This is a genomic window from Methylopila sp. 73B, from assembly GCF_000526315.1.
In the GTDB taxonomy this organism is placed as follows: Bacteria; Pseudomonadota; Alphaproteobacteria; order Rhizobiales; family Methylopilaceae; genus Methylopila.
The window spans coordinates 4,356,673-4,381,575 of the sequence record NZ_JAFV01000001.1 but is presented as its reverse complement, the minus strand read 5'-3'; the positions used below and the strand labels follow the sequence as shown (position 1 = coordinate 4,381,575).

Annotated in this window: 24 protein-coding genes and 2 pseudogenes; 12 read left to right on the top strand and 14 right to left on the bottom strand. The window is 65.7% G+C overall.

The features are described 5' to 3' along the window. On the top strand, window positions 1-194 hold a 194-nt coding region (locus K244_RS24050), incomplete at its 5' end, for a hypothetical protein (RefSeq protein ID WP_210164323.1). 196 nt (window positions 195-390) lie between these two features. Continuing rightward, complete coding sequence (locus tag K244_RS0121100; RefSeq protein ID WP_245259796.1) at window positions 391-951, top strand: hypothetical protein; 561 nt, start codon at window positions 391-393, stop codon at window positions 949-951. Between the two features lie 58 nt (window positions 952-1,009). On the opposite strand, the gene K244_RS0121095 is transcribed toward K244_RS0121100, so the two are convergent. The 6 genes from K244_RS0121095 to K244_RS0121070 form a co-directional block, all read right to left on the bottom strand. Beyond that, window positions 1,010-1,468 (bottom strand): PRC-barrel domain-containing protein, encoded by a 459-nt coding sequence (locus K244_RS0121095; protein ID WP_020188288.1) that lies wholly within the window; start codon window positions 1,466-1,468, stop codon window positions 1,010-1,012. A gap of 94 nt (window positions 1,469-1,562) precedes the next feature. Continuing rightward, window positions 1,563-2,036: a DsbA family protein gene (locus K244_RS0121090; protein ID WP_020188287.1), complete on the bottom strand. Its 474-nt coding sequence runs from the start codon at window positions 2,034-2,036 to the stop codon at window positions 1,563-1,565. A 28-nt stretch (window positions 2,037-2,064) separates the two neighbouring features. Beyond that, a complete protein-coding gene (locus tag K244_RS0121085) occupies window positions 2,065-2,577 on the bottom strand; it encodes a redoxin domain-containing protein (RefSeq protein WP_020188286.1) in 513 nt (170 codons plus the stop codon). 18 nt (window positions 2,578-2,595) lie between these two features. Beyond that, window positions 2,596-3,201 carry an HdeD family acid-resistance protein gene (locus K244_RS0121080; protein WP_020188285.1) on the bottom strand — a complete coding sequence of 202 codons (606 nt, stop codon included), beginning with the start codon at window positions 3,199-3,201 and terminating at the stop codon, window positions 2,596-2,598. Between the two features lie 121 nt (window positions 3,202-3,322). Further along, entirely contained in the window at window positions 3,323-5,029 is a 1,707-nt protein-coding gene (locus K244_RS0121075; RefSeq protein ID WP_020188284.1) for a cation:proton antiporter, read from the bottom strand. A 101-nt stretch (window positions 5,030-5,130) separates the two neighbouring features. After that, window positions 5,131-5,784, bottom strand: a complete 654-nt coding sequence (locus K244_RS0121070; protein WP_020188283.1) for a BON domain-containing protein — start codon at window positions 5,782-5,784, stop codon at window positions 5,131-5,133. Between the two features lie 435 nt (window positions 5,785-6,219). Between K244_RS0121070 and K244_RS0121065 the strand changes: the two genes are divergently transcribed. The 3 genes from K244_RS0121065 to K244_RS0121055 are packed head-to-tail and all read left to right on the top strand — an operon-like array spanning window position 6,220 to window position 8,027. After that, complete coding sequence (locus K244_RS0121065) at window positions 6,220-7,134, top strand: J domain-containing protein (protein ID WP_020188282.1); 915 nt, start codon at window positions 6,220-6,222, stop codon at window positions 7,132-7,134. Further along, entirely contained in the window at window positions 7,131-7,514 is a 384-nt protein-coding gene (locus K244_RS22425; protein WP_020188281.1) for a chaperone modulator CbpM, read from the top strand. The genes K244_RS0121065 and K244_RS22425 overlap by 4 nt, the downstream gene beginning before the upstream one ends. A gap of 39 nt (window positions 7,515-7,553) precedes the next feature. After that, window positions 7,554-8,027 carry a phosphate-starvation-inducible PsiE family protein gene (locus K244_RS0121055; protein WP_020188280.1) on the top strand — a complete coding sequence of 158 codons (474 nt, stop codon included), beginning with the start codon at window positions 7,554-7,556 and terminating at the stop codon, window positions 8,025-8,027. A 5-nt stretch (window positions 8,028-8,032) separates the two neighbouring features. Here K244_RS0121055 and K244_RS0121050 read toward each other — a convergent pair whose 3' ends face one another. The 3 genes from K244_RS0121050 to K244_RS0121040 all read right to left on the bottom strand — a co-directional run bounded on the left by K244_RS0121050 (window position 8,033) and on the right by K244_RS0121040 (window position 11,502). Beyond that, window positions 8,033-8,599, bottom strand: a complete 567-nt coding sequence (locus tag K244_RS0121050) for a nucleotide exchange factor GrpE (protein ID WP_020188279.1) — start codon at window positions 8,597-8,599, stop codon at window positions 8,033-8,035. A gap of 43 nt (window positions 8,600-8,642) precedes the next feature. Further along, entirely contained in the window at window positions 8,643-10,556 is a 1,914-nt protein-coding gene (dnaK, locus tag K244_RS0121045) for a molecular chaperone DnaK (RefSeq protein WP_020188278.1), read from the bottom strand. Between the two features lie 640 nt (window positions 10,557-11,196). After that, the gene (locus K244_RS0121040; protein ID WP_197027194.1) at window positions 11,197-11,502 is read right to left on the bottom strand and encodes a DUF1275 family protein; all 306 of its coding nucleotides are present in this window, start codon (window positions 11,500-11,502) and stop codon (window positions 11,197-11,199) included. Between K244_RS0121040 and K244_RS0121035 the strand changes: the two genes are divergently transcribed. After that, complete coding sequence (locus K244_RS0121035) at window positions 11,501-11,722, top strand: LysR substrate-binding domain-containing protein (RefSeq protein WP_081761524.1); 222 nt, start codon at window positions 11,501-11,503, stop codon at window positions 11,720-11,722. The genes K244_RS0121040 and K244_RS0121035 overlap by 2 nt on opposite strands. 131 nt (window positions 11,723-11,853) lie before the next feature. Here K244_RS0121035 and K244_RS22420 read toward each other — a convergent pair. From K244_RS22420 to K244_RS0121015, 4 genes and pseudogenes are all read right to left on the bottom strand, one after another. Further along, window positions 11,854-12,270 (bottom strand): annotated as a pseudogene (locus K244_RS22420) (SDR family oxidoreductase); the annotation flags it as partial. Continuing rightward, window positions 12,264-12,461 (bottom strand): annotated as a pseudogene (locus K244_RS24280) (MFS transporter); the annotation flags it as partial. The pseudogenes K244_RS22420 and K244_RS24280, both read right to left, overlap by 7 nt. A 200-nt stretch (window positions 12,462-12,661) precedes the next feature. Next, window positions 12,662-14,650, bottom strand: a complete 1,989-nt coding sequence (locus K244_RS0121020; protein ID WP_051460045.1) for a PAS domain-containing sensor histidine kinase — start codon at window positions 14,648-14,650, stop codon at window positions 12,662-12,664. A gap of 453 nt (window positions 14,651-15,103) precedes the next feature. Further along, entirely contained in the window at window positions 15,104-16,129 is a 1,026-nt protein-coding gene (locus tag K244_RS0121015) for a LacI family DNA-binding transcriptional regulator (protein ID WP_020188271.1), read from the bottom strand. A gap of 240 nt (window positions 16,130-16,369) precedes the next feature. On the opposite strand from K244_RS0121015, the gene K244_RS0121010 reads away from it, so the two are divergent. The 6 genes from K244_RS0121010 to K244_RS0120985 all read left to right on the top strand — a co-directional run bounded on the left by K244_RS0121010 (window position 16,370) and on the right by K244_RS0120985 (window position 22,984). After that, window positions 16,370-17,605, top strand: coding sequence for a pyridoxal phosphate-dependent aminotransferase (locus K244_RS0121010; protein WP_020188270.1), 1,236 nt, complete (start codon window positions 16,370-16,372; stop codon window positions 17,603-17,605). Window positions 17,606-17,633: 28 nt separating this feature from the next. Continuing rightward, window positions 17,634-18,947: an MFS transporter gene (locus tag K244_RS0121005; protein ID WP_020188269.1), complete on the top strand. Its 1,314-nt coding sequence runs from the start codon at window positions 17,634-17,636 to the stop codon at window positions 18,945-18,947. 112 nt (window positions 18,948-19,059) lie between these two features. Continuing rightward, a complete protein-coding gene (locus tag K244_RS0121000; RefSeq protein WP_020678391.1) occupies window positions 19,060-19,989 on the top strand; it encodes a glyoxylate/hydroxypyruvate reductase A in 930 nt (309 codons plus the stop codon). 253 nt (window positions 19,990-20,242) lie between these two features. Continuing rightward, window positions 20,243-21,280, top strand: coding sequence for an ABC transporter substrate-binding protein (locus tag K244_RS0120995; RefSeq protein ID WP_020188268.1), 1,038 nt, complete (start codon window positions 20,243-20,245; stop codon window positions 21,278-21,280). A gap of 55 nt (window positions 21,281-21,335) precedes the next feature. Next, window positions 21,336-22,154, top strand: a complete 819-nt coding sequence (locus tag K244_RS0120990) for an ABC transporter permease (RefSeq protein WP_020188267.1) — start codon at window positions 21,336-21,338, stop codon at window positions 22,152-22,154. 35 nt (window positions 22,155-22,189) lie between these two features. Then, the gene (locus K244_RS0120985) at window positions 22,190-22,984 is read left to right on the top strand and encodes an ABC transporter ATP-binding protein (RefSeq protein WP_020188266.1); all 795 of its coding nucleotides are present in this window, start codon (window positions 22,190-22,192) and stop codon (window positions 22,982-22,984) included. Window positions 22,985-23,177: 193 nt separating this feature from the next. Here K244_RS0120985 and K244_RS0120975 read toward each other — a convergent pair whose 3' ends face one another. Next, window positions 23,178-24,899, bottom strand: a complete 1,722-nt coding sequence (locus tag K244_RS0120975; RefSeq protein WP_020188264.1) for an FAD-binding protein — start codon at window positions 24,897-24,899, stop codon at window positions 23,178-23,180. Window positions 24,900-24,903: the final 4 nt, after the last annotated feature.

Genomic DNA, 24,903 nt, shown 5'->3' with positions numbered 1-24,903 from the left:
CGCTCATCCTCAGCCGCGAAGGCAAGGGGCGGGTGATCGGGCTTCGCCTTGGATCGGTGCAACGCGGCGCCGGCCTGCCGCACGAGATGAAGTGGGTCCGTCCCGGCGAACCCGACGGCGAACTGAACTGCCAGCGAGGCCCCAGGCAGGAGAAAACGCGGTCTTCCAACGCACCGTTCCGTCCGGCCGGATGATCCGGTATTTGTTGATCATACCTTGGCCGTTGAGGCTGCGATCCAGCGCGGGATCGGGTTTGTGACACCAGCCGGTCGCGCCAGGGCGTTTACGGATCGCAGAAGTGTGGTCCGAGCTTTCAGATCCGGCGACCGCCGTCAATTTACTGGATCGCCTGACCAAAATGGCCAACGTCGCGCGTTCGACAGAGCAGCTTTGCTTTCGGCAAGCTTGGCCACATATGGGAGCGAGCAAGCTTCATCCGAAAGGAAAACGTTGCTGATGAGTTTTCTTCCCCATGTGTCGGAACTGACGCGCGAGCGGATCGCCCGGGAGTTCGACGATCTCGGCCCTGAAGCCTGTATGGCGGAGATTGTCGAGGGCATGCGGCGCGACAATCCGGAGCTTTTGCAGATGGCGCAGAAATGCGCCGACGATGTCGGCGAGGCGCCGAAGGTGATGGTCGGCTTCGGCATGTTCTACAGGGCGCTCGCCTTCGAAGCCGTCGTCGCGCTGGGACATCCGACGATGAGTCCGCTCCCGCGCGTCGCCCCGGAAACGCGGGAGAAGATCGTCCGGGAGATCGACGAGCATGGCGCCGAGGCGTTCACGTTCCGCTCCATGGATAGTCTCGAGAAGACCAATCCCGAACTGATGCAGATGGCGCATCAATTCGCCGCTCGAAACCAGGACTATCTCGGCGTCATGCAAGGCTTCGCCCTGTTGCACCGGAGCCTCGTCGTCCAGTCGGGGGCCGACAGGTCCAGTCTGCACTGATCGTCGATACGCGCCGGGCGTCACGATCGGCGCCTGCCGTCCGGCGCGACGGTGGACGTCACTGCTTGTACTGGAACTCCGGCAGCTTCCCGAGAGCTTCCTTCGAGCCGCCGCCGAGGGTGATGCTGCCGCCGTCATCGCTGATATTAAGGCTTGTATAGGGAACCGCGACGAGGTGGCCGCCCAATCCCAAGAAGCCGCCCACCTGGAGAATGGCGAACAGATCCCGGTCTTTCGTAATGATCAGATCGTCCAGCGACCCGATCTTTTCCTTCTTGTCGTTCTCGACGTTCGCGCCGATGAGCTTGGATACCTGATAGCCTTGCGCGACAGCTTTTATGTCGACAACGACGAGGCGAACAACCTGCGCCTGAACGGCGTCGGCGGCCCCCGAACAGATCAGGGCCGCGGCCGACAGGACGCAAGCCGAGGCGGCGCGCCGACTTAAGATGTGATTGGACGTAGATATGTCGTCGCTAGATTTGCCGACGTGGTGCGATCGTGTGGCGAATGACATGGTATCCTCATTTTATCTAAGTGTTTGCATGAGGAGCCACGGTGACTGTTGGTGGGGCGAGTTGCGTTGACGACCGTCAGTTCCTTGAAAAGAGCTAACGCGTCGTCGCCAGGAGGAGCCGATCGATGGCCTCGCCAAGTCCAAACACCCCGTTGGGGCTGTCGTAACGCGCGCCATTGATGAAGAAGGTAGGCGTGCCATTGACGCCGCTGCGCACGCCGCCAGCGAAGTCAGCCCGGACCTTTCCGGCGTAGAGGCCGGAGGCGAGAGCGTCGCGCAGCGCAACAGTCGAAAGGTTCAGGCTGGAGGCCAGCGCGATCATCAACGGCACGCTCAACCGGCGCTGATTGGCGAACAGCGCGTCGTGCATCGACCAGAACAGGCCGTTGCCGCCGGCGAACTCCGCCGTCTCCGCCGCCGGGCCCGAATGCGGATGCACCTCGACCAGAGGGAAGTGCCGGAAGACCAGGCGAAGTTCGCGGCTGAAGCGCGCCTGGACCCGTTCGATGACAGGCTGCGCCGCTCCGCAGTAAGGGCATTCATAATCGCCGTACTCGACCAGCGTCACGAGCGCCTCCTGGCTGCCTCGGATGTGGTCATGCGATGTTACGGGAACCCTGAGCGTCGCCATCTTTGTTCTCCGTTGCTGGCAGCCCTTCAAGCGCATCCAAAATGCCGTCGGCGCCCGGATTCACCGCGATCGGAGAGCGGTAGCTCCAGGCGATTATGCCTTTCTCGTCAATGACAAACAGCGCCCGCTCCGCCACCCCCTCCGTCTCCCGATAAGCGGAGTAGCTTTTCGCGACCGCGCCCTTTGGCTCGAAGTCCGACAGCAGCGCGAAGTGCAGCTTGCGGTCGCGGGCGAACGCCTGATGGCACCAGGCGCCGTCGACCGAGATGCCGAGCAGCTCCGCGCCGTAGCGGCGAAACTCCGGGAGGATGTGGTTGTAGAGGGACATCTGGTCGCCGCAGACCGGACTCCAGTCCGCCGGGTAGAAGGCCAGCACCACCCGACGACCGGAAAATTCGCTGAGCGAGAGCGTCTGGTCGGGAGTGACGTGAAGGGTGAAGTCGGGGGCCTGAGCGCCCTTCGCAAGGATTTCTGTCATGGTTTGCCTCCCTGGGGGTCAGGCGGACGCCGCCAATTGTCCTGGCTCGTGTTCGCCGCGATGCTTCCGGAGCTGAAAGGCCAAGGCGATCAGGATCACGCCCAGCACCAGCGAATAGGCCGCCAACCACCAGGTGAGCACCAGCGCGCCGATCAGCGGCGCGGCGAACAGCAGCACGCCGTAGATCAGCGACGCGACGCCGCCGACCACCAATATCCACCGTCCATGGCTTATCTTGACGCTGAGCGCGGTCCCAAGCATGAGCCCGCCGGAGACCAGCGCCCACGCCCCAATCATGAAGACGAAGGCGACCACAGTGACGCCCGGCAAGAACGCCGTCAGGACGCCGACGACCACTCCGAACAGTCCGTTGAGGAGAAGCAGCCCCCAACGCTCGCCCTTTCGTGCGCCGCGCGCCGCAAGCACGATGTTGAGGACCCCGTCGACCAGACTATAGGCGGCGAAGACGAGCACGAGAGCCAACAACGCCGCGCCGGGCATGGCGAAGGCGGCGACGCCGAACAGCACGGCGAAGAGGCCGCGCAGCGCGACCGCCCACCAGTTGTCGGCCAGCACGGCGTTCATGGCCTCCACACGGGGGCTGACGGACTGGATCTTAATCATTACTGCGCCTCCGAGGTCCGCTTGCGCCTGAGTACTGTTCTCGCTTCACCGTACCCGGAGGTTGGGCGCGCAACCTTGACGGTCGTCAATTCCCCCTCTCGCGCTCGCGCCGACGTTGCGTTCAGATGCCGACACGGTCGCGCAATTCGGGACTGAGCTCGGCGCGCAGCGCGGTGACAAGGCGCCCGGCCTCTTCCTGGGTGAGCCCGGAGACCAATAGGGCTTGGTCGGCGAGGCCGAGGCCGGCCGCCAGATTTTCCGGGAAGACAACGCTTGCGCCAGCCTGGACGAAATCGGCCATGTCGCGATCGTCGTTCGTGCTGACGATGCAGGCGATCGATGGGTTCCGCCCGCGTGCAAAGGCCAGGATGCGCTCGACGACCGGCCGGTGGTCGAAGGTGATGATCACCAGCTTGACGTTCGCGATGCCCGCCGCCGCGAGGATCCGGTGGTGGCCGGCGTCGCCGTGAACCACCTTGTGGCCCAGGCGCTGGGCTTCCTTGAAGCGCGCATGGTCGGCCTCGATGAGGAGGTGCGGCAGCTTGGCGGCTTCAAGAGCCGTCGCCACCAGCCGACCGACGCGGCCGCAGCCGCACAACACAATATGGCCGTCCAGCCCTCCGGTCGCCTCGCGGATCGCCGCTTCATCGGCTGTCATTCGCCTCCGCCGGCGGTCGAAAAGCCGTCCGAATATGGCGTTACGCTGAATGATCAGCGGCGCGAGGCCCATGGTCAGCGCCAGAGCGATCAGCACGGGCTGGCCGATCGCCGGAGGCATCAGCCCGGTCGTCATGGCGAGCGTCAGCAGGAGCAGGCCGAATTCCCCGCCATGACCGAGGATGAGCGCGATCCGAACCGAGGTCGCGAACGAGCGGCCGAGCAGCAGGCACACGCCGAGGATGACGATCGGCTTTCCCACAAGGAACACGGCCATCCAGGCGAGGATGGTCGCCGGATGCTCAAGGATCAGTCTGGGATCGAGCGACATGCCGATGGTGACGAAGAACAGGCCGACCAGCACATCGCGGAACGGCCGGATGTCGTCGTCCACCCGATGGCGGAAATCGCTCTCGCCGATCACCATTCCTGCGATGAAGGCGCCGACCGGCAGCGCGAGGCCGGCGAGATGAACCAGATAGGCGGCGCCCAGCGCCACGAGGAGGGCGGCGAGCAGGAACAGGTCGTTGGAGCGGGACTTCACCACCCCGGCGAACAGCGCGCGCACCACCGGGCGCGAGATCACCGCCGCGGCGGCGAGCGCGAGGGCCGCCAGCCCAAGACGCCCCGCGAGGCCGAGCGGCGTGACGGAGTCTTGCCGCGCCCAGCTGTCGAGCAGCACGAGCAGGGGGATGGTCGCGAGATCCTGGAACAGCAAGATGCTGATGGCGCGCCTGCCATGCTGCGTGCCGAGTTCGCCCTGTTCGGCGAGTTGCTTGCCGGCGATCGCGGTGGACGACATCGCGACGGCGCCGCCGAGCAGCACGCAAAGCCGTGGATCGAGCCCGAGCAGCCATAACGGCCCCGCCACCGCCGCCATCGTCGCGCCAACCTGCAGGCCGCCGGCGAGCAGCACGTCGTACCGCGCCGCGAGCAGAGTCGACGGCGAGAACTCCAGCCCCACCATAAACATCAGGAAGACGAGGCCGAGCTCGGCCAGGAAGCGCGTCTCCTCGCCCGCCGCGATCATGTCCAGACCGTACGGACCGATCGCCACGCCGGCGACCAGATAGCCCATGACCGCCGGCATCCCCCACGCTGCGAACACGCCGACAGCGAGAGCCGAAGCGAGGACCAACAGCAGGCTCTGGGTCAACAGGGCGTCGTGCATGGCGGGACGCGGTTCCCGAACTGGGCGCCGACGGCGTCAGCGGGTCGGACGTTCGGCCCGACGGGTCCGCCGGGCCGCTTCAGACCAGCGCCGCCTCAACGTCAGAGGCGGATCGTGATCCGGTTCTCGACCTTGGTGACGCCGGGCGCGCGCCAGGCGGCGCGTTCGGCTTCCTGCCGCTCGGCCCATGATCTGACGGCGCCCTTGAGGATCACCTCGCCCCCGTGAGCTTCAACAGTGATCTGGTTGGCGTCGATCTCCGCGCTGCGGCGAAAGGCGTCCTCGATCTTGGCCTTGATCTCGGTGGGGGTGACGCGCGGCTTGAGGACGATCGTGTTGATGACGCCCTTGATGCCGCGAACGCGCCGCACGGCCTCTTCCGCGCGCGTGCGCTGGTAGTTCCATTCCGCATTGCCTTCGAGCGTGACCCAGCCGTTCTTCACCACCACCTTGATGTTCTCATGCGAGAAGGGCAGCTCGTTCTTGAGCGCAGTCACCGCGTCGCGCGCGAGCTCCGGGTCTGGCCGCTCGCTGCCGCTTGGCAAGCGCACCTCGATGTCGTTGGCCACGCCCAGCACGCCGCCGACGTGCTTCACGTCGCGTTCGGCCTGCCACTTCTGCGTATAGCTCCGAACGAAGCCGGTCAGGGTGACGACGCCGCCCTTGACCGCGACCGCAATGTCGGTCGCGTCGATATCGGCGTCCCATTTGAGTTCGGCTTCCACGTCGCGTTTGATGTCGCCGTCGGATTTCATCTCGCTCTCCCGTGCTCTGGATCGGCTGAGGAACCGCAGGCGCCTGTCGTGCGCTGCGTGGCCGAAGGCTGGCTTGGAAGTCCATGGGCCGCCTTGACGGTCGTCAGCTTTCGCAGCTCGTCGGCTGCGAGCTTGGATCCGGGGCGTGACGCCGCATCAAGTCAGGGAGGGACAGAGCCCTAGAGCGCATGGTCGCGCCGTTGTGTTCGATGGGTTTGCACCCGTGCGCGTTTGGCCGCGCCCGGAGTCCGGTTGGTCCTGCCCGATCTGGCGCTCAGGACGTCGCTCCGGCGCGCTTCCGCTCCCCATTGGCTGAGAGCGGGGGAAGGCGGCAAGAGTGCAGAAGGCGGTTCCCGGCCTCGTTGACGATCGTCAATTCGCTCATCGGCGAGACGAATTATCGTGCTCCATCAACGCATGGGGAGACCAGATGCGATGGCCGCGACCGATCCCTACGAAGTGCTGGGCGTCTCAAGAGACGCCTCGCAGAAGGACATCCAGTCGGCCTTTCGCAATCTCGCCAAGAAACTGCACCCGGATCTCAATCCTGGGGACCGGCAGGCGCAGAGCAAGTTCCAGGACGTGTCGGCGGCTTATGACGTTCTGGGCGACGAGGACAAACGCGCGCGCTTCGATCGCGGCGAGATCGACGCCTCCGGCGCCGAGCAGCCTCAGCGCCGCTACTATCGGGACTTCGCCGAAGCCGGCGGCGCGTCCGACGGATACAGCCAGACATCCGGCTTCCACGATTTTGACGACGCCGATGACATCATCTCCTCGTTCTTCTCGCGCAGCGGTCGGCGCGGCTTCCGCATGCGGGGCGCTGATCGGCGCTTTCGCCTCGAGGTCGATTTCCTGGACGCGGTGAACGGGGCCACGCGGCGCATCGTCCTGCCCGAGGGGACCTCTCTCGATGTGGTCATTCCGCCCGGCGCCCACGACGGTCAGGTGCTCCGGCTCGCCGGCAAGGGAGATCCCGGAGCGGAGGGCGGCGAAGCGGGCGACGCGCTGATCGAGATCGCCGTACGGCCCCATCCCTTCTTCCGCCGCGACGGCCTGAACATCACCCTCGATCTGCCGATCTCTCTCCCCGAAGCGGTGCTCGGCGGGAAGGTCGTCGCGCCGACGCCGTCGGGACCCGTCACCCTGTCCATTCCCAAAGGGTCCAACACCGGGAAAGTGCTGCGCCTGAAGGGCAAGGGCGCGCCGGGACGCGGCGACAAACGCGGCGACGAGTACGTGACATTGAAGATCGTGCTGCCGGCGAAGATCGACCCCGAGCTCGAGGCTTTCGCCAAGCGCTGGAAGGCGGGCAAGACCCATGATCCTCGCGAAGGGTTGCAAGCATGACGATCGACCGCGCCGAAATGTGCCGCAGAGTCAGCGTAGGGCGTCGGTCGCTGCAGCGCTGGATAGAGGCAGGCTGGATACATGCGCCAGACGGCGACGGCGTCATCGCATTCTCCGAGGTGGACGTAGCGAGGGCGGAGCTGATCCGCGATCTCGCGGGTCCCATGGGCGTCAATCAAGACGGCGTCGCCGTCATCCTCGACCTGATTGATCAGATCCATGGCCTCCGCCAAGCGCTGCGAGGCCTGAGCACGGCCGTCGCCGTGCAGGATCTCCCGGTGCGCCAGCGCATCTGGTCGGACGCCGCGACGCATCCTCTTGGCCGGCGCAGGGCTGATTGCACGCTGCCGCCGGCCCGCCGATCTCGTACCACCATGTAAAAGAAATCAAGAACGCCGATCGAGCAACGGGAGGTCGCAGTGGCGATCAAGGACGAACTCAGGGCCGTTCGAGCAGCGTTTATACCCCTCACGATCTATAAGCGCTTCGAGTATGTCGTCATCCTCGCGCTCACCGCCCTTATTTCCATCGTCGTCATCGCGGCGGTATGGACGCTGAGCTTGAAAGTCCTATTCGGCCTGGTCCTCTCCGGCGGAGTGGATCCCGCCGACTACTCCGTCTTTCAAGCCGTGTTCGGCATGATTTTCACCGTCATCATCGCGCTTGAGTTCAAGAAGTCGCTGCTGGTGGCGGCGGAGCCCGGCGGCGACCTATTTCAAATCAGCGCGGTGGTTTTGATAGCGCTGCTCGCGATCTGCCGAAAGTTCATCATTCTCGATCTCGCTGAGACCGATGCGCCGCACGTCATCGCCTTGGCGGCCGCGGCTCTCGCGCTGGGCGTGGTCTACTGGCTAGTGCGCGCTCGGGATGATGGCGCAGGCGAGAACAGCTGACGCGTCTACGTCTCGCGGGGCGCGCTCGGCGGCGCAGCGTGCTTGCTGACGCCGACCAGCGCCGGGCGCAACAGACGCTCATGGTGCATGTAGCCGGGCTGGATGACCTGCGCCACCGCGCCAGGCTCGTACTGTGAGTCCGCCACCTCGAAGCTCGCCTGATGCCGGTGGGGGTCGAACGGCTCGCCGATCGGATCGAGCCGATGAAGGCCGTGCTTTGCGAAGGCGTCGAGCAGAGCGCGGCGCGTCGCCTCGACGCCGGCGATCAATGGGGCGACGGCGGGCTCCGATCGCAGGTCCTCCGGCGCGCTGGCGATGGCGCGCTCAAGATTGTCCGCCGTCGCCAGAAGATCGCGGGCGAAGGCGGACGCCGCATAGCGGACCGCATCCTCGCGCTGCCGTCGCGCCAGTTCGCGCGCATTCTCCTGCTCGGCGAGGGAGCGAAGCAGGCGATCCTTGGTCGTCGCCAGTTCCTCGGCAAGTTTGGCCATGGATGTGTCCGGCGCGGGCTCGCCCTGCAGCGGCTCGCGATCGGGGCCGGCTGCGCCGGCCGCGTTCGTGGTTTCATTCATTGAGCCATCTCCCCGCTTCGCCGGTCGGAGCCGGTCGTCGCCGTCACCGCTTCGCCCGCTTCTGCTCGTCGACCTCCTCGAACTCGGCGTCGACCACATCGTCTTCTTCGGGCCCCCCCGCTGACCCGGCTTCGCCATCGCCTTGCGCGTCGGCGGCGCTGTTCGCGGCCTGATCGATCTTGGTCGACGCTTGCGACAGGGCTTGGCTCTTGGTTTCGATCAGAGACACATCCTCGCCGGCCACCGCCGCTTTGAGCTCGGCCAACGCGGTCTCGATCGCGGTCTTGTCCGCCGACTGGAGCTTGCCGCCATGTTCGGCGAGCGACTTCTCGGTCGAGTGAACGAGACTTTCCGCCTGGTTGCGGGCTTCCGCCAAGGCGCGGCGTTTCTTGTCCGCTTCGGCGTTGGCCTCGGCGTCCTTCACCATCTTCTCGATGTCGGCGTCCGACAGGCCGCCCGAGGCCTGGATGCGGATCTGCTGCTCCTTGCCCGTGCCTTTGTCCTTGGCCGAGACGTTGACGATGCCGTTGGCGTCGATGTCAAACGTCACCTCGATCTGCGGCGCGCCGCGCGGCGCGGGCGGTATGCCGACGAGGTCGAACTGGCCGAGCAGCTTGTTGTCGGCGGCCATCTCGCGTTCGCCCTGGAACACGCGGATGGTCACCGCCTGCTGATTGTCTTCGGCCGTCGAGAAGGTCTGGCTCTTCTTGGCGGGAATGGTGGTGTTGCGCTCGATCAGCCGGGTGAACACGCCGCCGAGCGTCTCGATGCCGAGCGAGAGCGGAGTGACGTCGAGCAGCAGGACGTCCTTGACATCGCCCTGCAACACGCCGGCCTGGATCGCGGCGCCGATGGCGACGACCTCGTCGGGGTTGACGCCCTTGTGAGGCTCCTTGCCGAAGAACTGCTTCACCACCTCCTGGACCTTCGGCATGCGCGTCATGCCGCCGACCAGAACGACCTCGCCGATCTTGCCCGCGTCGAGCGCCGCATCCTTGAGCGCCGCCATGCAGGGGGCGATCGTCCTCTGCACCAGATCTTCCACGAGAACTTCAAGCTTCGAGCGGGTCAGCCTGATGTCGAGATGCTTGGGGCCGGTCTGGTCCGCGCTGATGAAGGGCAGATTGATGCTGGTTTCAAAGGTCGAGGACAGCTCGATCTTCGCTCTCTCGGCCGCTTCGCGCAGCCGTTGGAGGGCCAGACGGTCGTTGCGCAGGTCGATGCCCTGCTGCTTGCGGAACTCGTCCGCGAGGAAATCGATGATCCGCTTGTCGAAGTCTTCGCCGCCGAGGAAAGTGTCGCCGTTGGTCGACTTCACCTCGAACACGCCGTCGCCGATGTCGAGGACCGAGATGTCGAAGGTGCCGCCGCCGAGATCGTAGACGGCGATCGTGCCTTGCCCTTTCTTGTCCAACCCGTAAGCGAGCGCGGCCGCGGTCGGCTCGTTGATGATGCGCAGGACCTCGAGGCCGGCGATCCGGCCCGCGTCCTTGGTCGCCTGGCGCTGGGAATCGTTGAAATAGGCCGGGACCGTGATGACGGCCTGCGTGACGGTCTCCCCGAGATACTGTTCAGCCGTCTCCTTCATCTTCTGCAGGATGTAAGCGGAGACCTGCGAGGGCGAATATTTCTTGCCGTTCGCCTCGACCCAGGCGTCCCCATTGTCGCCGGGCACGATCTTGTAGGACACTAGTCCCTTGTCCTTCTCGACGATCGGGTCGTCAAACCGACGTCCGATCAGTCGTTTGATGGCGAAGATGGTGTTCTCCGGATTGGTGACGGCCTGGCGCTTGGCCGGCTGGCCGACAAGGACTTCGCCGTCCTTGCCAAAGGCGACCATGGACGGCGTCGTCCGAGACCCTTCTGCATTCTCGATCACTTTCGCCTGCTTGCCTTCCATCACGGCCACGCAGGAATTGGTTGTGCCGAGATCAATGCCGATCACCTTGGTGGCCATGCCCGCCTCCATCCGAATAACGTTGCGCGACCCAGGCCAAATCGAGTCTGGCGTCGAGCCGTGTCTACGTCGTGATCAGACGCCTGGCGCAGACCGGAAACCTTGACGATCGTCAAGGCAGGGAAGGAGACGAAAAGTCGATCTTGGTCCGGCCGTGGCCGCTGGCGGGGGCGGTGCGTGCGCTGTGATCATCTGCGGATGGCGTCATGCCATGGCCGACGTCGGACGGCGGCGCCAAGCGGCTGCGAGCGGCCGGCCGGCAATGACCGACACCGTTGGAGAAGTCGGTGTTCGTCCGCGCTTTCGAGCCGAAGCGTCGTTCGTTTGACCGCCGAGCGAAGGCGGCGAGGTTTCAAGCCGGCGTGGGCTCAGATCTGGGATCAGCTTTGCGAGCTTCCTGAGGTTCTGGGCGGGGCTAGAAGCAGACGATCGGCGCGAGCGCCGCAGGTCCTCGAAGCCGAAGGCGAAGGCGCTTGAGTCCAGGATGCGCTTGAGCTTGCGCTGCAGAAAGCCAAAACGACTGCCGCTCTCCGCTTGGAACGGAAGAAATCGTGCTTGGCACGCGCTGCTCGCCCGCCGTCAAAATACGCCCTCGTCGAAACGCTTTTCTGGCGGCCGCCGCCCCATCAAATTCTATGAGTTACGCGGTCGCTTTCTGCTGGCCGAGCAGTGCAAAGAGAGCCAGAAGCACAAAGATCGGTACAGCAACGCAGGCGAAGCCATAGAGAGCGAAGCCAAAAGCGCCAGCGAAAGCGCCGACGGTGAAGCTGCCGATGGCCGGGGCCATACGCCACAACCTTGCCCTGGAGGCCCTTCCATGATCGGGCGCCGCGCCAAGCCAGATGTCGAGCGCGTCGATCGTCGCCTGCGCGACATTCACCGTCATCACCGTTGTTGCGGCGAGGTGGGAAATCGCGAGACGGCCGATCGCATTCTGAACGCCCATGGTGGCGGGCGCGCGCGCCGGCCTCGGCATCACACGCGCGCCCTCTTGGTATGTCGCCGACGACCTGCGCGCCGGCCGCCTGCAGGCGTTGCTTGAAGCCTATCAGCGCGAGCCAACGCCCGTGCAGTTGCTCTTCCCACAGACGCGGATGGTCTCTCGAAAGCTGCGGAGCTTTGTCGACTACGTGGCCACGCAATGGCCGCAGATTGGCGAGGGATGAGCGTCGAACGGAGAAGAGAGCGCGTGTTGGCGCCCGGGCCGCTTATGCGGCGCCGAGGGGACGTCGTGTCCATCCTCAGGCCGACCGTGCCGAGCGCCTTGATGGACGAGTTTTAGCCTGGCACCAGCCGCTCACTTGCCGCCCGTGACGTCTAGGGTCGTGTTGGTGACGAAGGACGCCTCCGCGCTCGCGAGCCACAGGATCGCCCGCGCGACCTCCTGCGGTTGGCCGCCTCGTCCCATCGGGATCAAGTCCTTCACGCGATCCACCCGTCCCGGTTCCCCGCCATCCGCGTGCATCTCCGTGTAGATGTGCCCCGGGCGGATGCAGACCACGCGTATGCCCTCGCGCGCGACCTCTTTGGCGAAGCCGGTCGAGAAGGTCTCGAGGGCGCCCTTCGAGGCGGCGTAGTCGACGTACTCGTTCGGACTGCCAAGCTTCGCCGACGCCGACGAGACGTTGATCACGACGCCGCCCCGCCCATTGTGACGATACGACATGCGCTTCGCCGCCTGTTGCGCGCAGAGCATCGGGCCGATCGCGTTGACCAGAGCGCCGACGATGTCCCGTTCAGCGCGATCCCCACCAACGGCAGCAGGGCGAGCGCCGGCGCCAAAGGGAGGGCCATCGGCCCGAGGATCAGCGCGACAGTGGCGCCTTCCGTTAGCAACACGGTGCGCGTGACGCCGAGGCGCGCGCCCAGCCAACCGCAGGCGAACTTGCCGAACGCTCCGCCGATGGTCGGCAGCGTCGCGCCCTTCGCCTGCAGCATGTGGCGGGGCTTTGAACCTGAGGAATGAACGGCGCTTTGTGTCGTGACTCCGGACCAATCGAGATCCCGTGAAAACATCCACCCATCCCGAGGCCGAGAAGCGATCTGGCCGACGTCGTGGAGCCAAGAGGCGCAATGTGCTTTGGAGCAGCCTCTATGCTGAACGATCAACTCGGATCATTTGAACGTCGTCGAGTCTCACTATCCCCAAATTTAAGTCCATTTGCAACAGCGCTCAGCATTCGCTCCAGTTCATTGCGTCGGTAAGGTTTAGCTAGTCTCTTAAACTGCTTCGGCATATCATTTGGGATCTCGGCGAACCCGCTAGCAAGCAGGATTGCAATTTCGGGCCTCTGCGATCGCACTGCTTTTGCGAGTTCTATGCCCGTCATCCCCGGCATTAAGACGTCTGTGATAACGAGATCGAGCCACGTTTCTTCGTCTAGCACTCTAAGCGCCTCAGCTCCGGACACTGCGACGCGCACTTCATGCCCCAGATCTTTGATCAGCTCGGCCGTGCTTGTAAGAACGAGTAAGTCGTCATCGACCAAGAGGATGCTCAATGGCTCTGTTCGCACGTCTTCGTGTTGACCGTCTTCCTGAGGGGCGGCCTTAGCCGAGAGCTCCGGCGCGGCTGGCAGCCATATCTCGGCGGTTGTTCCGTTCCCCACTGCGCTGTGCAAAACAAGCTTCCCGCCCACCTGCTCCGCCGTTCCATGGACCATTGGGAGGCCGAGGCCGGTGCCCTTTCCGACCCCCTTTGTGGTGAAGAACGGCTCGGACGCACGCGCAAGCGTCGCCTCATCCATCCCCACGCCATGATCCTTGACCGAAAGACGCACGTAGGGTCCTTCCGCGAGCGCCAACTCGTTGCCCGGGCCAAGGTCGGCGTCGCGCCCTGATATCTCGATATCGCCCCCGTTCGGCATAGCATCGCGAGCGTTGACGACAAGATTGAGGACTGCAAGTTCGAGCTGGTGAGCGTCCGCTAATGCCGAACGCAGGTTAAGAGGGAACCGCGTTTCGATCCTACAGTGAACTCCAAGCGTCCGGTTGATCAGCTGCGCCATTCCTTGGACAAGCGTTTTCAGGTCTACGGGCGTAAGCCGAAGCTCCTGTTTGCGTGCGAAGGACAGCATCCTCTGTGTCAGAGAGGCGCCCCGCTGTGCGGCTTCAAACGCGTTTTCCAAAAGAGGAGTTGTCCGGCGATCCGGCGGCAGCCGGCGCTTCAGAAGGTCGAGGCTCCCTAGGATAACCATCAGAAGGTTGTTGAAGTCATGGGCGACGCCGCCGGTCAGCTGTCCGATCGCCTCCATTTTCTGAGACTGGAAAAAAGCGTCTCGCGCCTGTTCCAGCGCCAGTTGCGCGGCGCGCTTCTCGGTGATGTCACGAGTGATCTTGGCAAAGCCGATCAACGCGCCGTCGTCGTCGAAAATTGCGTCAATGACGACATGTGCGTAGAATCGCGATCCGTCCTTCCGGTGGCGCCATCCTTCCTTTTCGAAGCGTCCTTCAAGCCGCGCCGTTCGGAGGCCGACACCGGGCAATCCTGCCTCACGATCTTCCTCGCTGTAGAAGGTCGAGAAATGCCTGCCGATGATCTCGTCAGGACGGTAGCCCTTGATGCGCTGCGCACCCGAGTTCCAGTTCGTCACGATCCCGTGGGGATCGAGCATATAGATGGCGTAATCCGACACTCCTTGAACGAGCAGGCGAAACTGCTGCTCGCTGCGAGCTAGGGCCAGCTCTGCGTTTCGCCGTTCGGTGAGGTCACGAGTGATTTTAGCGTAGCCGATGAAGGACCCGGTCTGCGTGTAAATCGGGTCAAGCACTGCGAGCGCCCAAAAGCGCGCGCCATCTTTGCGGACCCGCCAGCCCTCACTCTCGAAACGCCCCTCGCGCAACGCCGTAGCGAGCGCTCTCTCCGGAAGCCCGTCGGTCTGATCCTCGGGAGTAAAAAACAGAGAGAAATGCTCGCCGAGGACTTCGTCCGTCTTATAGCCCTTAAGCCGCTCCGCCCCGGGGTTCCAGCTCACGACTCGGCCCTCGGGATCGAGCATATAAATCGCGTAGTCGCTAATGGCTTCGACGAGCAGACGGTACCTGTCCTCCGATCCAATCGGCGCCGGTGCGTATGTCAAAGGGTCAACAATCATTCTCGGTCCCACAGGCGGCCCAGCCAGTCGCGACGCCGCCCCCTCTTATCGGGCGTACTGCATCGCGACGGGCTGCGTGTCACGGCACTGTAGGAGTCTACAGTTCGATTGCACGCGGCGACCTCGGCGCAAAGCACCCGCGCTGGAGCGCTCTTAACTGCCCTCCCGTAGGCTCTTGTCCATGGCAAAGAGCCCGAAGCGCTTACGAGAAATCAAACGCTCCACGGACAACGCCGTCTTTGCAGTATCGAGCGGCGTTCGCGTGCGTCGCCGCGACGCGCGTCAGGGCGAACTGTTTCCCATGACATTCATCCCGCCGTTCAAGCCGAGCCCGGGCCGAGGACTCCATCGGACCTGCGATGGCCGTTCTAAATCAAGCACGGCGGGTGCTGCGCGCAGCGCCACGTCGCGGCCGACAACGCCCGATCTTCACGACGAGCGCGTTCGCGACGGTCACTGCGGGGGGCGGCAGGACTCGCGGACGACGAGCGACACCGGCACCCGGACGCAGCGCGGAGGTTCGGTGGAGCGGCCCGTGACGCGATCGAGAAGCATCTGGGCGGCGTGACGGCCCATCTCCGCGCGATCCCACTGCAGCGAGGTGATCGCCGGCGTCGACAGCTCCGCGAGGTCGGAGTCGCCGCCGCTCACCACGGAGACGTCGCGGCCGATCGCGAGGCCCGCGGCTTTCAAAGCGCGCATCGCGCCCGCCAGCATGTCGATGCCCGCGACGAAGACCGCCGTCGGCGGCTCGGGCCGCTGCATCAGCGCGGCGGTTTCGCGGAAGGTGAACTCGTTGGACAGGGAATGGTCCCGGATCAGCGAGGGATCCGGCTCGAGCCCCGCCGCTCTGAAGGCGTCGCGGTAGCCCTCGATGCGGCTGCGCGACGGATGGGCGTGGGGGTCGCCGACGAACAGCGCGATCCGGCGGTGACCGAGCGACAGCAGATAATCGGTCGCCTGCCGGGCGCCGGAGCGATGGTCCGCCGCCACCCGGTCGACGCTCTGGATCATCTCCCGGTCGATCAAGACCAGCGGCATCTTGGCCTGCTCGACTGCCGCGATCAGCTCGGGGTCGTTCTCGTCGCTGATCGTCATCATCACGCCGTCGACGCGGCGTTGCGCGAACTTGCGCAACAGCGACAGCTCCACCGCCTTGTCGTTCGCCGTGCTCGCCAGAAGGAAGGTGTAGTCGGCCGCCCGGAAGATGCGCTCGGCCTCCTTCACGTAGGAGACGTAGCCGGGGATGTCGAAGTCCCGGATTGCGCAGGCGATCATGTGCGTACGGGCGCTGCGCATGCTCTGCGCCACCGCGTTCCGCTCGTAGCCGAGCGATGCGATGGCGCGCTGGACGCGCTCGCGCATGTCGCGCGTCACGGAAGGATGGTCGTTCAGCACGCGCGACACGGTCCCCACCGCGACCTCGGCCGACCGCGCCACGTCGCGGATCGTGAACTCACGTCCTGCTTTTCTGACCACGCGCGCACTCCTCCAGATGAACGTGAATCGAACCCGTTCATCGTCACGCGCCTACCCTACTCAAGAGGGAGCGCCGATCATACCCTGTATTTAGAGGGCCTCCCTTCGGGATAGGCCCGCCCCGCGAACCAAGCCCTCGACAAAACCAGTAAAATTTGGAACCGGTTCATTGACCTATCCAGCGGTCGCTGCTACTCGTTTGGGCGAGATCGAAAAGCATGCAGAAAGCGAGGCCGAGCCGTGTTCAAGGTCGCTGAACGCCTGACCCGCATCAAGCCGTCCCCCACCGTCGTGCTGTCTGGCAAGGTCGCCGCCAGGGTCGCCGCGGGACACGACGTCCTCGGCTTGGTGGCCGGCGAACCCGATTTCGACACGCCAGACAACATCAAGCAGGCCGCGATCGAGGCCATCCGCCGCGGAGACACGAAGTACACCGCGATCGACGGAACAGCCGCGCTGAAGCAGGCGATCTCCGCGAAGTTCGAGCGCGAGAACGGGCTGTCCTACGCTCCGGACGAGATCATCGTCTCCACGGGCGGGAAGCAGGTGATCTACAACGCGCTGATGGCGAGCGTGAGCGCCGGCGACGAGGTGATCGTCCCCGCGCCGTACTGGGTGTCCTACCCCGAGATGGTGACGCTCGCCGAGGGAACGCCGGTCATCGTCCCCTGCGCGGCGGACAACGGCTTCAAGATGACGCCGGAGCAGCTCGACGCCGCGATTACGCCGCGCACCCGCTGGCTGATCCTCAACTCCCCGTCCAACCCATCGGGCGCCGCTTACTCGGCCGACGAGATGAAGGCGCTCACCGACGTTCTCATCCGCCACCCGCACGTCTGGGTGCTGACCGACGACATCTACGAGCACCTGACCTACGAGGGCTTCAAGGCGGTGACGCCGGGGCGGATCGAGCCGTCGCTGCTCGACCGCACGCTGACGATGAACGGCGTGTCGAAGAGCTACTGCATGACGGGCTGGCGCATCGGCTACGCCGGCGGCCCGAAGCCTTTGATCAAGGCGATGTCGGCGATCCAGTCGCACTCGACCACGAACGCCTCGTCGATCAGCCAGGCCGCCGCCGTCGAGGCGCTGAACGGTCCCCAGGGGTTCATCGCCGAGCACGTGCTCCGGTTCGAGCGGCGGCGCGACATGGTCGTGGCTGCGTTCAACGCCATCGACGGCCTCGCCTGCCACAAGCCCGACGGCGCCTTCTATGTCTTTCCGAGCTGCGCCGGCATGATCGGCGCTACGACGCCCGCGGGGGACGTCATCCGCACCGACGAGGATTTCGTCCTCTACCTTCTGGAGACGGCGGGGGTCGGGCTCGTGCACGGCGCGGCCTTCGGCATGTCGCCGTACTTCCGGCTGTCCTACGCGGCCGCCGACGACAAACTCGTCCAGGCGCTCGAACGCATTGGTTCGGCCTGCGCCCGGCTGAGCTTCGCCAGGACCGACCGTTTGGCGGTCGTCGCCTGAGAGGGGGCGGGTCGTCGGAGGCTGCGCCATGAGCGTCAACGCCGATCGGGACGCGCGTCGGGAGCAGGGACGCTGGTTCAGCGCCGCGACGCTGTCGGACCAGGCCGTGGTCTGGTTGCTCAGCTCGATCGCGTTCCTGAACGCGCTGGGCTCGATCATCGTGTTCCCGCTGGGTCCATTCTTCGCGCAGGATCTCGGCACGGCGGCGCAGGACGTCGGCTTCGCCAGCGCGAGCTATTCGCTCGCCGCCGCGGCGGGAGGGTTCGGCGCCTCCTTCGTCCTCGACCGCTTCGACAGGCGGGCCGCGCTGCTCGCGGTCATGGCCGGCTTCCTCATGGCCACAGCGCTCTCCGGCTTCGCGCCGAATTTCGGACCGCTGGTCGCGACCCGCGCGCTCGCCGGCCTGTTCGTCGGGCCCATGACGGGGTTGTTGCTTGCGATCGTCACCGACACCGTGCCGCTCAACCGTCGCGGCGCGGCGGTGAGCAAGATGATCGGGGCCTATGGCGTGGCACTGGTGTTCGGCGTTCCGGCGGGCGTCGCGATCGCCTCGACCTTCGGCGGCTGGCGCTTCTGCTTCTTCGGCATCGCGCTCATAGGCGTCCCCCTGTTCATCGGGGTGATGCGCCTGCTCGCGCCGCAGCGGGCGCATCTGGCCTCTCTCAAACCCTGGCGGCTGAGGGAGCGCGCGCTCGACTTCTGGACCTTGCTGACCTCAGGCCCCAGCCTGCTGTCGTTTCTCCTGATCGGCAGCGCCTCCTACGCCGCATTGCTGATTTCGCCGAACCTGCCGACCTACCTGACGCACAATCTCGGTCTGCCGCGCGAGAAGCTTCAGGAGGTGTATTTTCTGGGCGGCGTCTTCACGCTCGTGGCGCTTCCGCTCACTGGCCGACTGATCGACGTCGCCGGGGCCCGGCTGATGGCGGTCGGCGTCGCCGTGATCATGACCGGCCTGCTCGCCGCGGCCTTTCTCACCACGACTCCGCCGCTTCCGAACGTGCTGCTGTTCGCGCTGATCGTCGTGTTCCAATTGATCCGCAGCACGATCAACCAAGCTTGGGTCACGCGCGTTCCGGCGGTTCAGGAGCGCGCGGCGTTCCAGACGCTGATCGCCGTCGCGACCAATCTCGCGCAGGCGGCGGGCGCTGCGACCGCGCCGGCGCTGCTCGCCCAGAGCGCCGAAGGCCGCCTGGAAGGCATGGGACTGATCGCCGCGATCGCGATCGCGTCGGCCTGGGCCGCCCCGCTGCTGCTGGCGGCCCTCGACCGCCTGCTCGCCTCCCTCATGCCAAGGCCAAGCCTAAATGACCGCCTAACCCCGCCTGTGATCGACGTCTGACGAAGGAGAGACCGATGCGTGATCATCTGTCCGAAGAGGAAGCCGAGACCTGGCGGCTGCGGCCAGATTTTATTTCGAACGAACGCCTCCAAGACTTCGCGAGACCCTGACGATGGCGATACTGACTTGGCTGCACACGGCCTATGGCGACGATCTGATCAACGGCATCCGCTCGTCGCTTCCGGACGAGACGATCTACGAATGGCCGGGCGACGTCGCGCATGACGAGATCGACGTCGCCATTCTGTTCCGCATGCCGCCCGGGTTCCTGAAGCCGTTCCCCAACGTGAAGCTGATCTCGGCGACCGGAGCCGGCATCGACCATTATCTGCTCGATCCGGACTTTCCCCGGGACGTGCCGCTCGTCCGTGTCGTCGACCACGACTTCGCGGCAAGGATGGCGGACTACGTGCTGTGCTGGACGCTGTTCCATCACCGCGACGTGCCGCACTTCCTGAAGGCGCAGAAGGAGCGCCGCTGGGCCTACAAGATCATGCGCTCGGCCAGCGACGTCACCGTCGGCATGATGGGGCTCGGCCAGATGGGACGGCTGACCTGCGAGCGCCTTGCGTTCCTGGGCTACGACGTGCGGGCCTGGTCGCGCAGCGAGCACGAGATCAAGGGCGTCCGGTGCTACGCCGGCAAGGACGCGCTTCCGGACTTCCTGCGTGACACCGAGATCCTCGTGAACCTTCTGCCGCTGACGGCGGAGACGCGCGGCATCCTCGGCAAGAAGACCTTCGACCAGATGCCGCACGGCGGCGTCTTGATCACCGCGGCGCGCGGCGGACACCTGGTCGAGAGCGACGTGCTCGACGCGCTCGACTCCGGACGCCTCAGCGCCGCAACGATCGACGCCTTCCCGGTCGAGCCTCTGCCCGAGACGCATCCGTTCTGGACGCATCCCAACATCTACGTGACCCCGCACTGCTCGAGCACTGCGAGCTGCGCGACGATCGTCGACACCTTCGCCGAGAACGTGCGGCGGTTCCGCTCCGGCGCTCCGTTGCTGAACGAAGTCGATCTCGCGGCCGGATACTGACGTCGCCGCGCGCAATGATCCTTCGGCAGCGCCTCTCGCGGAGGCGCGGCCGACGAGGAAATGAACGCACCGTCGAGCTCTCTCCTGTCACGCGCCCAGATGCCGAGCTTAAAAAACGGGACGAACGCTGCGTTTAAAATGAAACGTTTCACTTTGAGTTGCCCGCGGATTACGCGCCGCGCGTCTGGCCCGGACTTTGCAACTGGCATCCCGCCGTTTGCGCCTAAACGATCTGCAACGCTGGAGATCACAGATGGCATTCGAAACCACAGTGCATGCGGCGGTCCGGCGAAGCGGGCGTGTCGTTCCAGCTCTGGCGCTGGCGCTGGCCGTGACGCTCGGTCTCGGCGCGGGCGCCCGGCCGGCGACCGCGGACGACGCGCCGCTTAAGAAGCTGGACTTTGCGGGATCCGTGACCTGGCTCGGCCAGATCCCCATTCTCGTGGCGATCGACAAGGGCTTCTTCAAGGAGCAGGGGCTCGACGTCGGCGTGCAGGTGATCCTGAACTCGTCCGACCGGGTGCGCGCAATCACGGCGGGCTCCGTCGCCTTCAGCAATCTCGGCCGCACCGCTGTCATCAGTGAAATGGCCCGGGGCAACAAGAGCTTCTACTACTTCGCGAACGTCGACGACTCGCCCGGCAACGAGGGATGCTGGGCGCGCCCCGGGTTCGCGTCGCTCAGCGACCTCAAGGGCAAGAAGATCGCCGCCAACGCCTCCGCCGAGATCACGCTGGTCGGCCTCCTGAAGGAGGCCTCGATGACGACCAAGGACGTTGAACTCGTCAACCTGCCGCCGAACGAGATGGTGGTCGCGCTCGCCAACAGCGACGTTGACGCCGCCTGCGTGTGGCGCCCGGTGCTCGACAAGCTGAAGACCGCAGCGCCGGACGGAAAGATGCTCGGCACCGACAAGGACACCGAGTCGTTCCGCGCCTTCGGCACCATGTCGTCGCCCGACATCATGATCATCTCGAAGAAGCTCGTCGATGAGGACCCCGACTCGGCGCGGAAGATCGCCATAGCTGTGATGAAGGGCGCCGACTTCGCGACGAAGGAGCCGGAAGAGACGGCGCGGACCGTAGCGCACTACTTCAAGCAGCCGCCGGAGGTCGTGCTCGCCGGCGTCAAGGACTTCAAATATTTCGGCGCCGCCGGCTGGCCCGATCACATCAAGCGCCACACCGAACAGATGAAGCGCCTCGCCGCCTACCTCGCGGAGGCCGGCAAGATCCCGGCGACGCCGCCCGTCGAGGAGTGGATGAACGTCAGCTTCATTCCCGCGCCCTGACGCCGCTCGAGCCCACGACTTCACGGAGAGCCGACGCATGAACGCCGTACGCGCTATGACCCGATCCGTCGCGATCCCGCTGTTCGCCCTCGGCCGCCCCGGCGGGTGGTCCACCCGCGGATCAATCCTGCTGCTGAACGTCCTCGGCGTCGCGGGCTTTCTGCTGCTGTGGCAGGTCGCGACGGCCGGCGGCTTCCTCTCGCCGCTGTTCCTGCCTTCCCCCGGCCAGGTGCTGAGCGAGGCCGCGCAGGTCGCCGCCACCGGAGAACTGTGGCGCTCGATCGTGGACTCCTCCCGCCGCGTGTTCTTCGGCTTCGCGCTAGCCGCGCTGTTCGCGGTGCCGCTCGGCGTGCTGATGGGGCTGTGGGCGCCCGCGCGGGCGCTGGTCGGGCCGTTCGTCTCGCTGCTGCGCCCCCTGCCCTCGATCACCTGGATCCCCCTGACGATGCTGTGGCTCGGCATCGGCGAGGCCCAGAAGATCGCGATCGTCTTCATGGGGACCTGGGTCTACATCCTGGTCTACACGGTCGAGAGCACGAAACGGGTCGATCCGCTGCTGATCAAGGCGGCGCGCAATCTCGGCGCGTCCGACCTTTCCGTGATGCGCGAGGTCATTCTCCCCGGCGCCCTGCCCGGCATTCTCGCCGGCCTCAAGGTCAGCCTCGCGATCTCCTGGTCCTGCGTGCTCTCGGCCGAGATGGTTGCGGCCCAGAGCGGCCTCGGCGCGCTGATCTGGAACGCGAAGGACTGGAGCAACCTCGCGCTCGTCCTGGTCGGCATGGTCTGCATCTCGCTGACCGTCCTCGTCGCGGACCTCGCGGCCGGCGTGATCGAGCGCCTGCTGCAGCCGTGGGAACGGCACCGTCACGTCTGACGCGAGCCCCAACATCGAGACCGGAGATCAGACCGATGCAAGCGATCCTCGCCGCCGAGCACGTCACCAAGATCTACGCCGTCCACGCCAAGGAGACGACCGCCGTCCGCGACGTCTCGCTCGACATCCGCGAGGGCGAGTTCGTCTGCCTGCTCGGCACCTCCGGCTGCGGCAAGTCGACGATGCTGAACCTGTTCGCGGGCTTCACCCAGCCGACCAACGGCCGCGTGCTGCTGCGCGGCCAGCCGATCACCAGGATCGAGCCCCGCTGTGGAATGGTGTTTCAGTCCTATGCGCTGTTTCCCTGGAAGACGGTGCGGCAGAACGTCGAGTTTGGCCCGAAGATGAAGGGGTTGCCTTCGGCGCGACAGCGGGAGCTCGCCGGGCACTACATCGCGATGGTGAAGCTGTCGGGCTTCGAGAACCACTATCCCGCGGAGCTTTCCGGCGGCATGCAACAGAGGGTGACGCTGGCGCGCAGCCTCGCGGCCGACCCGGAAGTGCTGCTGATGGACGAGCCCTTCGCCGCGCTTGACGCCATGACCCGGCAGGTGATGCAGGAGGAGTTGCTCGCGATCCAGGAGGCGAGCGGCAAGACGGTGGTGTTCATCACCCACAACATCGATGAGGCGATCCTGCTGTCGGACCGCATCGTCGTGATGGCCGCCAACCCTGGCCGCGTGACGGCGGTGATCGAGAACCCGCTCAATCGACCGCGCGACCTCGCGGCTCAGGCGACGCCCGCCTACGCCGCGCTCAAGAGCCGGATCTGGGACCTCGTGGTCGGCGACGTCCGCGGCGCCCTGGCGGGCCGCGCTGGCCGCGCCTGAGCGTGTGTCAGCCCAGTTTGGCATGGCCGAAAGCTCGGAATCCAATGCCGATCTCGGCGAACCTGATGCCGGATGCGCATAGCGACGCCGTCATGCCCGCGCAAGCGCGGGTATCCGCGATTTGGACGTGGCCGGCTGGGGCCCGCCGCCGAAGCGTTCTGGACCTCGCTGACGTCTTGACGCGGGGTCGCCTCTAAAGATCTGCCAACCTGGCGCGGATGAAGCCATCGGGCGCGGATTGATCGATGACGATGTTCGTCTCGAGCGAACGGTCGACCATCGGAAAGTCCTCACGATAATGGCTGCCGCGGCTTTCGGGTCGGTTGAGCGCGGCGAGCGCCATCATGTCGCCGACCTCGATCAGGTTGTTGAGTTCGAGCGCCCTCACCCGGTCTTCGGCGGTTTCGATCCGCGATTCCTGGCGAAGCCGCTGTTTCGCCTCGGCGCAGAACGCGCGGAAGTCCGACAGGCCGGCGGCGCTCCTCAGGATGAGCAGGCTGCGGTTCGCCCTCTCCTGCAACTCCCGGCGGAGGACCGCGAGGTCGAGCGCCCCCTGGCCGGCGAAGGCGGCGAGGAAGCCGCGGTGCGCGTCGTGCGCGTCCACGGCTGGATGGCCGACCGCTTTCGCCCGCGCCGCCGCCGCCCGTCCGGCGCGGCCGCCGAAGACCTGGCAGGTGACGGACATGTTGCCGCCGAGCCGGTCCGCTCCGTGCGGTCCTGCGGCGACCTCTCCGGCCGCGAACAGGCCTTTGATGTTGGACTCGGCGTCTTCGTCGATCCGGAGGCCGCCGTTGACGGCGTGGGCCGAGCAGGCGATCTGCACCGTGTCGGCGTAGAGGTCCGCGCCTTTCTCCTTGTGCCAGTGGTAGGTCATCGCCCACATCCGCCCGAAGCTGCGGCTCTTGTCGGCGAGCAGGCGATCGAAGTCGCAGCCGATGAAGTCGAGGTGGACGCCGCCCTTCTCCGTCGCGCGGCCCTCGTTGATCGCTTTCTGGATCGATATCTCGACGTAGCGCGAGATGTCGCTGGACGAGAACGGGAAGTGCCTCTGCTTCTCGGCGAGCACCTCGGCCACGATGAGGCCCTCCGGCAGGTAGTCCGCGACGAATGGCCGGCCGTCGCGGTCGGCGAGGCGGGGCGCGGCGTCCCAGAGGTAGTTGCCGAACAGGTTGACGAAAGGGTGGATCAGGCTGACGCCCGCCTGCATGAACTCCATGTTGGCGAGGTGCGCGCCGGCCCGCCAGGCCATGGCGTAGCCGTCGCCGGTGATGTCCGAGGGGTAGAGGTTGGTCGCGAACAGTTGGCTCGCGCCGCCGGTCGTCATGATCGTGGCCTTGGCGCGGATCACCACCGTCGCGCCGTCGTCGGCGAGCGCATAGGCGCCGAGGCACGCGCCGTCGCGGACGATGAGGTCCACGACCATCAGCCTGTCCATCACCCGCACGCCGCGGCGCGACGCTTCGGTTCCGAGCGCCTTCACGATCGGCTTGAAGTGGTCCTTGATGACGTGCGAGCGGGATTTGGAGGAGAAGCAGGCCTGGTAGGTCAGGTAGCGGCCGGTGTCCTCGCTCCGCTCGAAATGGACGCCGTACCCCTCCAGATAGCGCAGAGCGTCCTCCGCCTCGGCGGCGAGGATCCCGCTCAGGCGATGATCGGACATCCCCTGCCCCGCAGTGAGCATGTCGGCGAGGAAGACGTCCGGGTCGTCCGCCGGGTCGCCGGCGCCGTCCGGCACGTTGAAGGCGCCCACCTCCGCGACGGAATGGAAGGTGGCTCCGCTGCGGCGGAACTCGCCCTTGATCACGACCAGCACCTCGGCGCCGCCGTCCTGCGCGCTCAGCACGGCGCGGAGCGCCGCGCCGCCGCTGCCGATCACGAGGACGTCGGTGACGACCTCGCGGATGTCCTCGCCCATCGCT

Excerpts from the sequence above, each read along its gene's own strand:
- K244_RS0121095 (WP_020188288.1), bottom strand. The coding sequence starts at position 1,468 with ATGTCATTCGCCACACGATCGCACCACGTCGGCAAATCTAGCGACGAC.
- K244_RS0121085 (WP_020188286.1), bottom strand. The coding sequence starts at position 2,577 with ATGACAGAAATCCTTGCGAAGGGCGCTCAGGCCCCCGACTTCACCCTT.
- K244_RS0121080 (WP_020188285.1), bottom strand. The coding sequence starts at position 3,201 with ATGATTAAGATCCAGTCCGTCAGCCCCCGTGTGGAGGCCATGAACGCC.
- K244_RS0121075 (WP_020188284.1), bottom strand. The coding sequence starts at position 5,029 with ATGCACGACGCCCTGTTGACCCAGAGCCTGCTGTTGGTCCTCGCTTCG.
- K244_RS0121070 (WP_020188283.1), bottom strand. The coding sequence starts at position 5,784 with ATGAAATCCGACGGCGACATCAAACGCGACGTGGAAGCCGAACTCAAA.
- K244_RS0121065 (WP_020188282.1), top strand. The coding sequence starts at position 6,220 with ATGGCCGCGACCGATCCCTACGAAGTGCTGGGCGTCTCAAGAGACGCC.
- K244_RS22425 (WP_020188281.1), top strand. The coding sequence starts at position 7,131 with ATGACGATCGACCGCGCCGAAATGTGCCGCAGAGTCAGCGTAGGGCGT.
- K244_RS0121050 (WP_020188279.1), bottom strand. The coding sequence starts at position 8,599 with ATGAATGAAACCACGAACGCGGCCGGCGCAGCCGGCCCCGATCGCGAG.
- dnaK (WP_020188278.1), bottom strand. The coding sequence starts at position 10,556 with ATGGCCACCAAGGTGATCGGCATTGATCTCGGCACAACCAATTCCTGC.
- K244_RS0121035 (WP_081761524.1), top strand. The coding sequence starts at position 11,501 with ATGGTGGCGGGCGCGCGCGCCGGCCTCGGCATCACACGCGCGCCCTCT.
- K244_RS0121040 (WP_197027194.1), bottom strand. The coding sequence starts at position 11,502 with ATGGGCGTTCAGAATGCGATCGGCCGTCTCGCGATTTCCCACCTCGCC.
- K244_RS0121020 (WP_051460045.1), bottom strand. The coding sequence starts at position 14,650 with ATGATTGTTGACCCTTTGACATACGCACCGGCGCCGATTGGATCGGAG.
- K244_RS0121005 (WP_020188269.1), top strand. The coding sequence starts at position 17,634 with ATGAGCGTCAACGCCGATCGGGACGCGCGTCGGGAGCAGGGACGCTGG.
- K244_RS0121000 (WP_020678391.1), top strand. The coding sequence starts at position 19,060 with ATGGCGATACTGACTTGGCTGCACACGGCCTATGGCGACGATCTGATC.
- K244_RS0120995 (WP_020188268.1), top strand. The coding sequence starts at position 20,243 with ATGGCATTCGAAACCACAGTGCATGCGGCGGTCCGGCGAAGCGGGCGT.
- K244_RS0120990 (WP_020188267.1), top strand. The coding sequence starts at position 21,336 with ATGACCCGATCCGTCGCGATCCCGCTGTTCGCCCTCGGCCGCCCCGGC.
- K244_RS0120985 (WP_020188266.1), top strand. The coding sequence starts at position 22,190 with ATGCAAGCGATCCTCGCCGCCGAGCACGTCACCAAGATCTACGCCGTC.
- K244_RS0120975 (WP_020188264.1), bottom strand. The coding sequence starts at position 24,899 with ATGGGCGAGGACATCCGCGAGGTCGTCACCGACGTCCTCGTGATCGGC.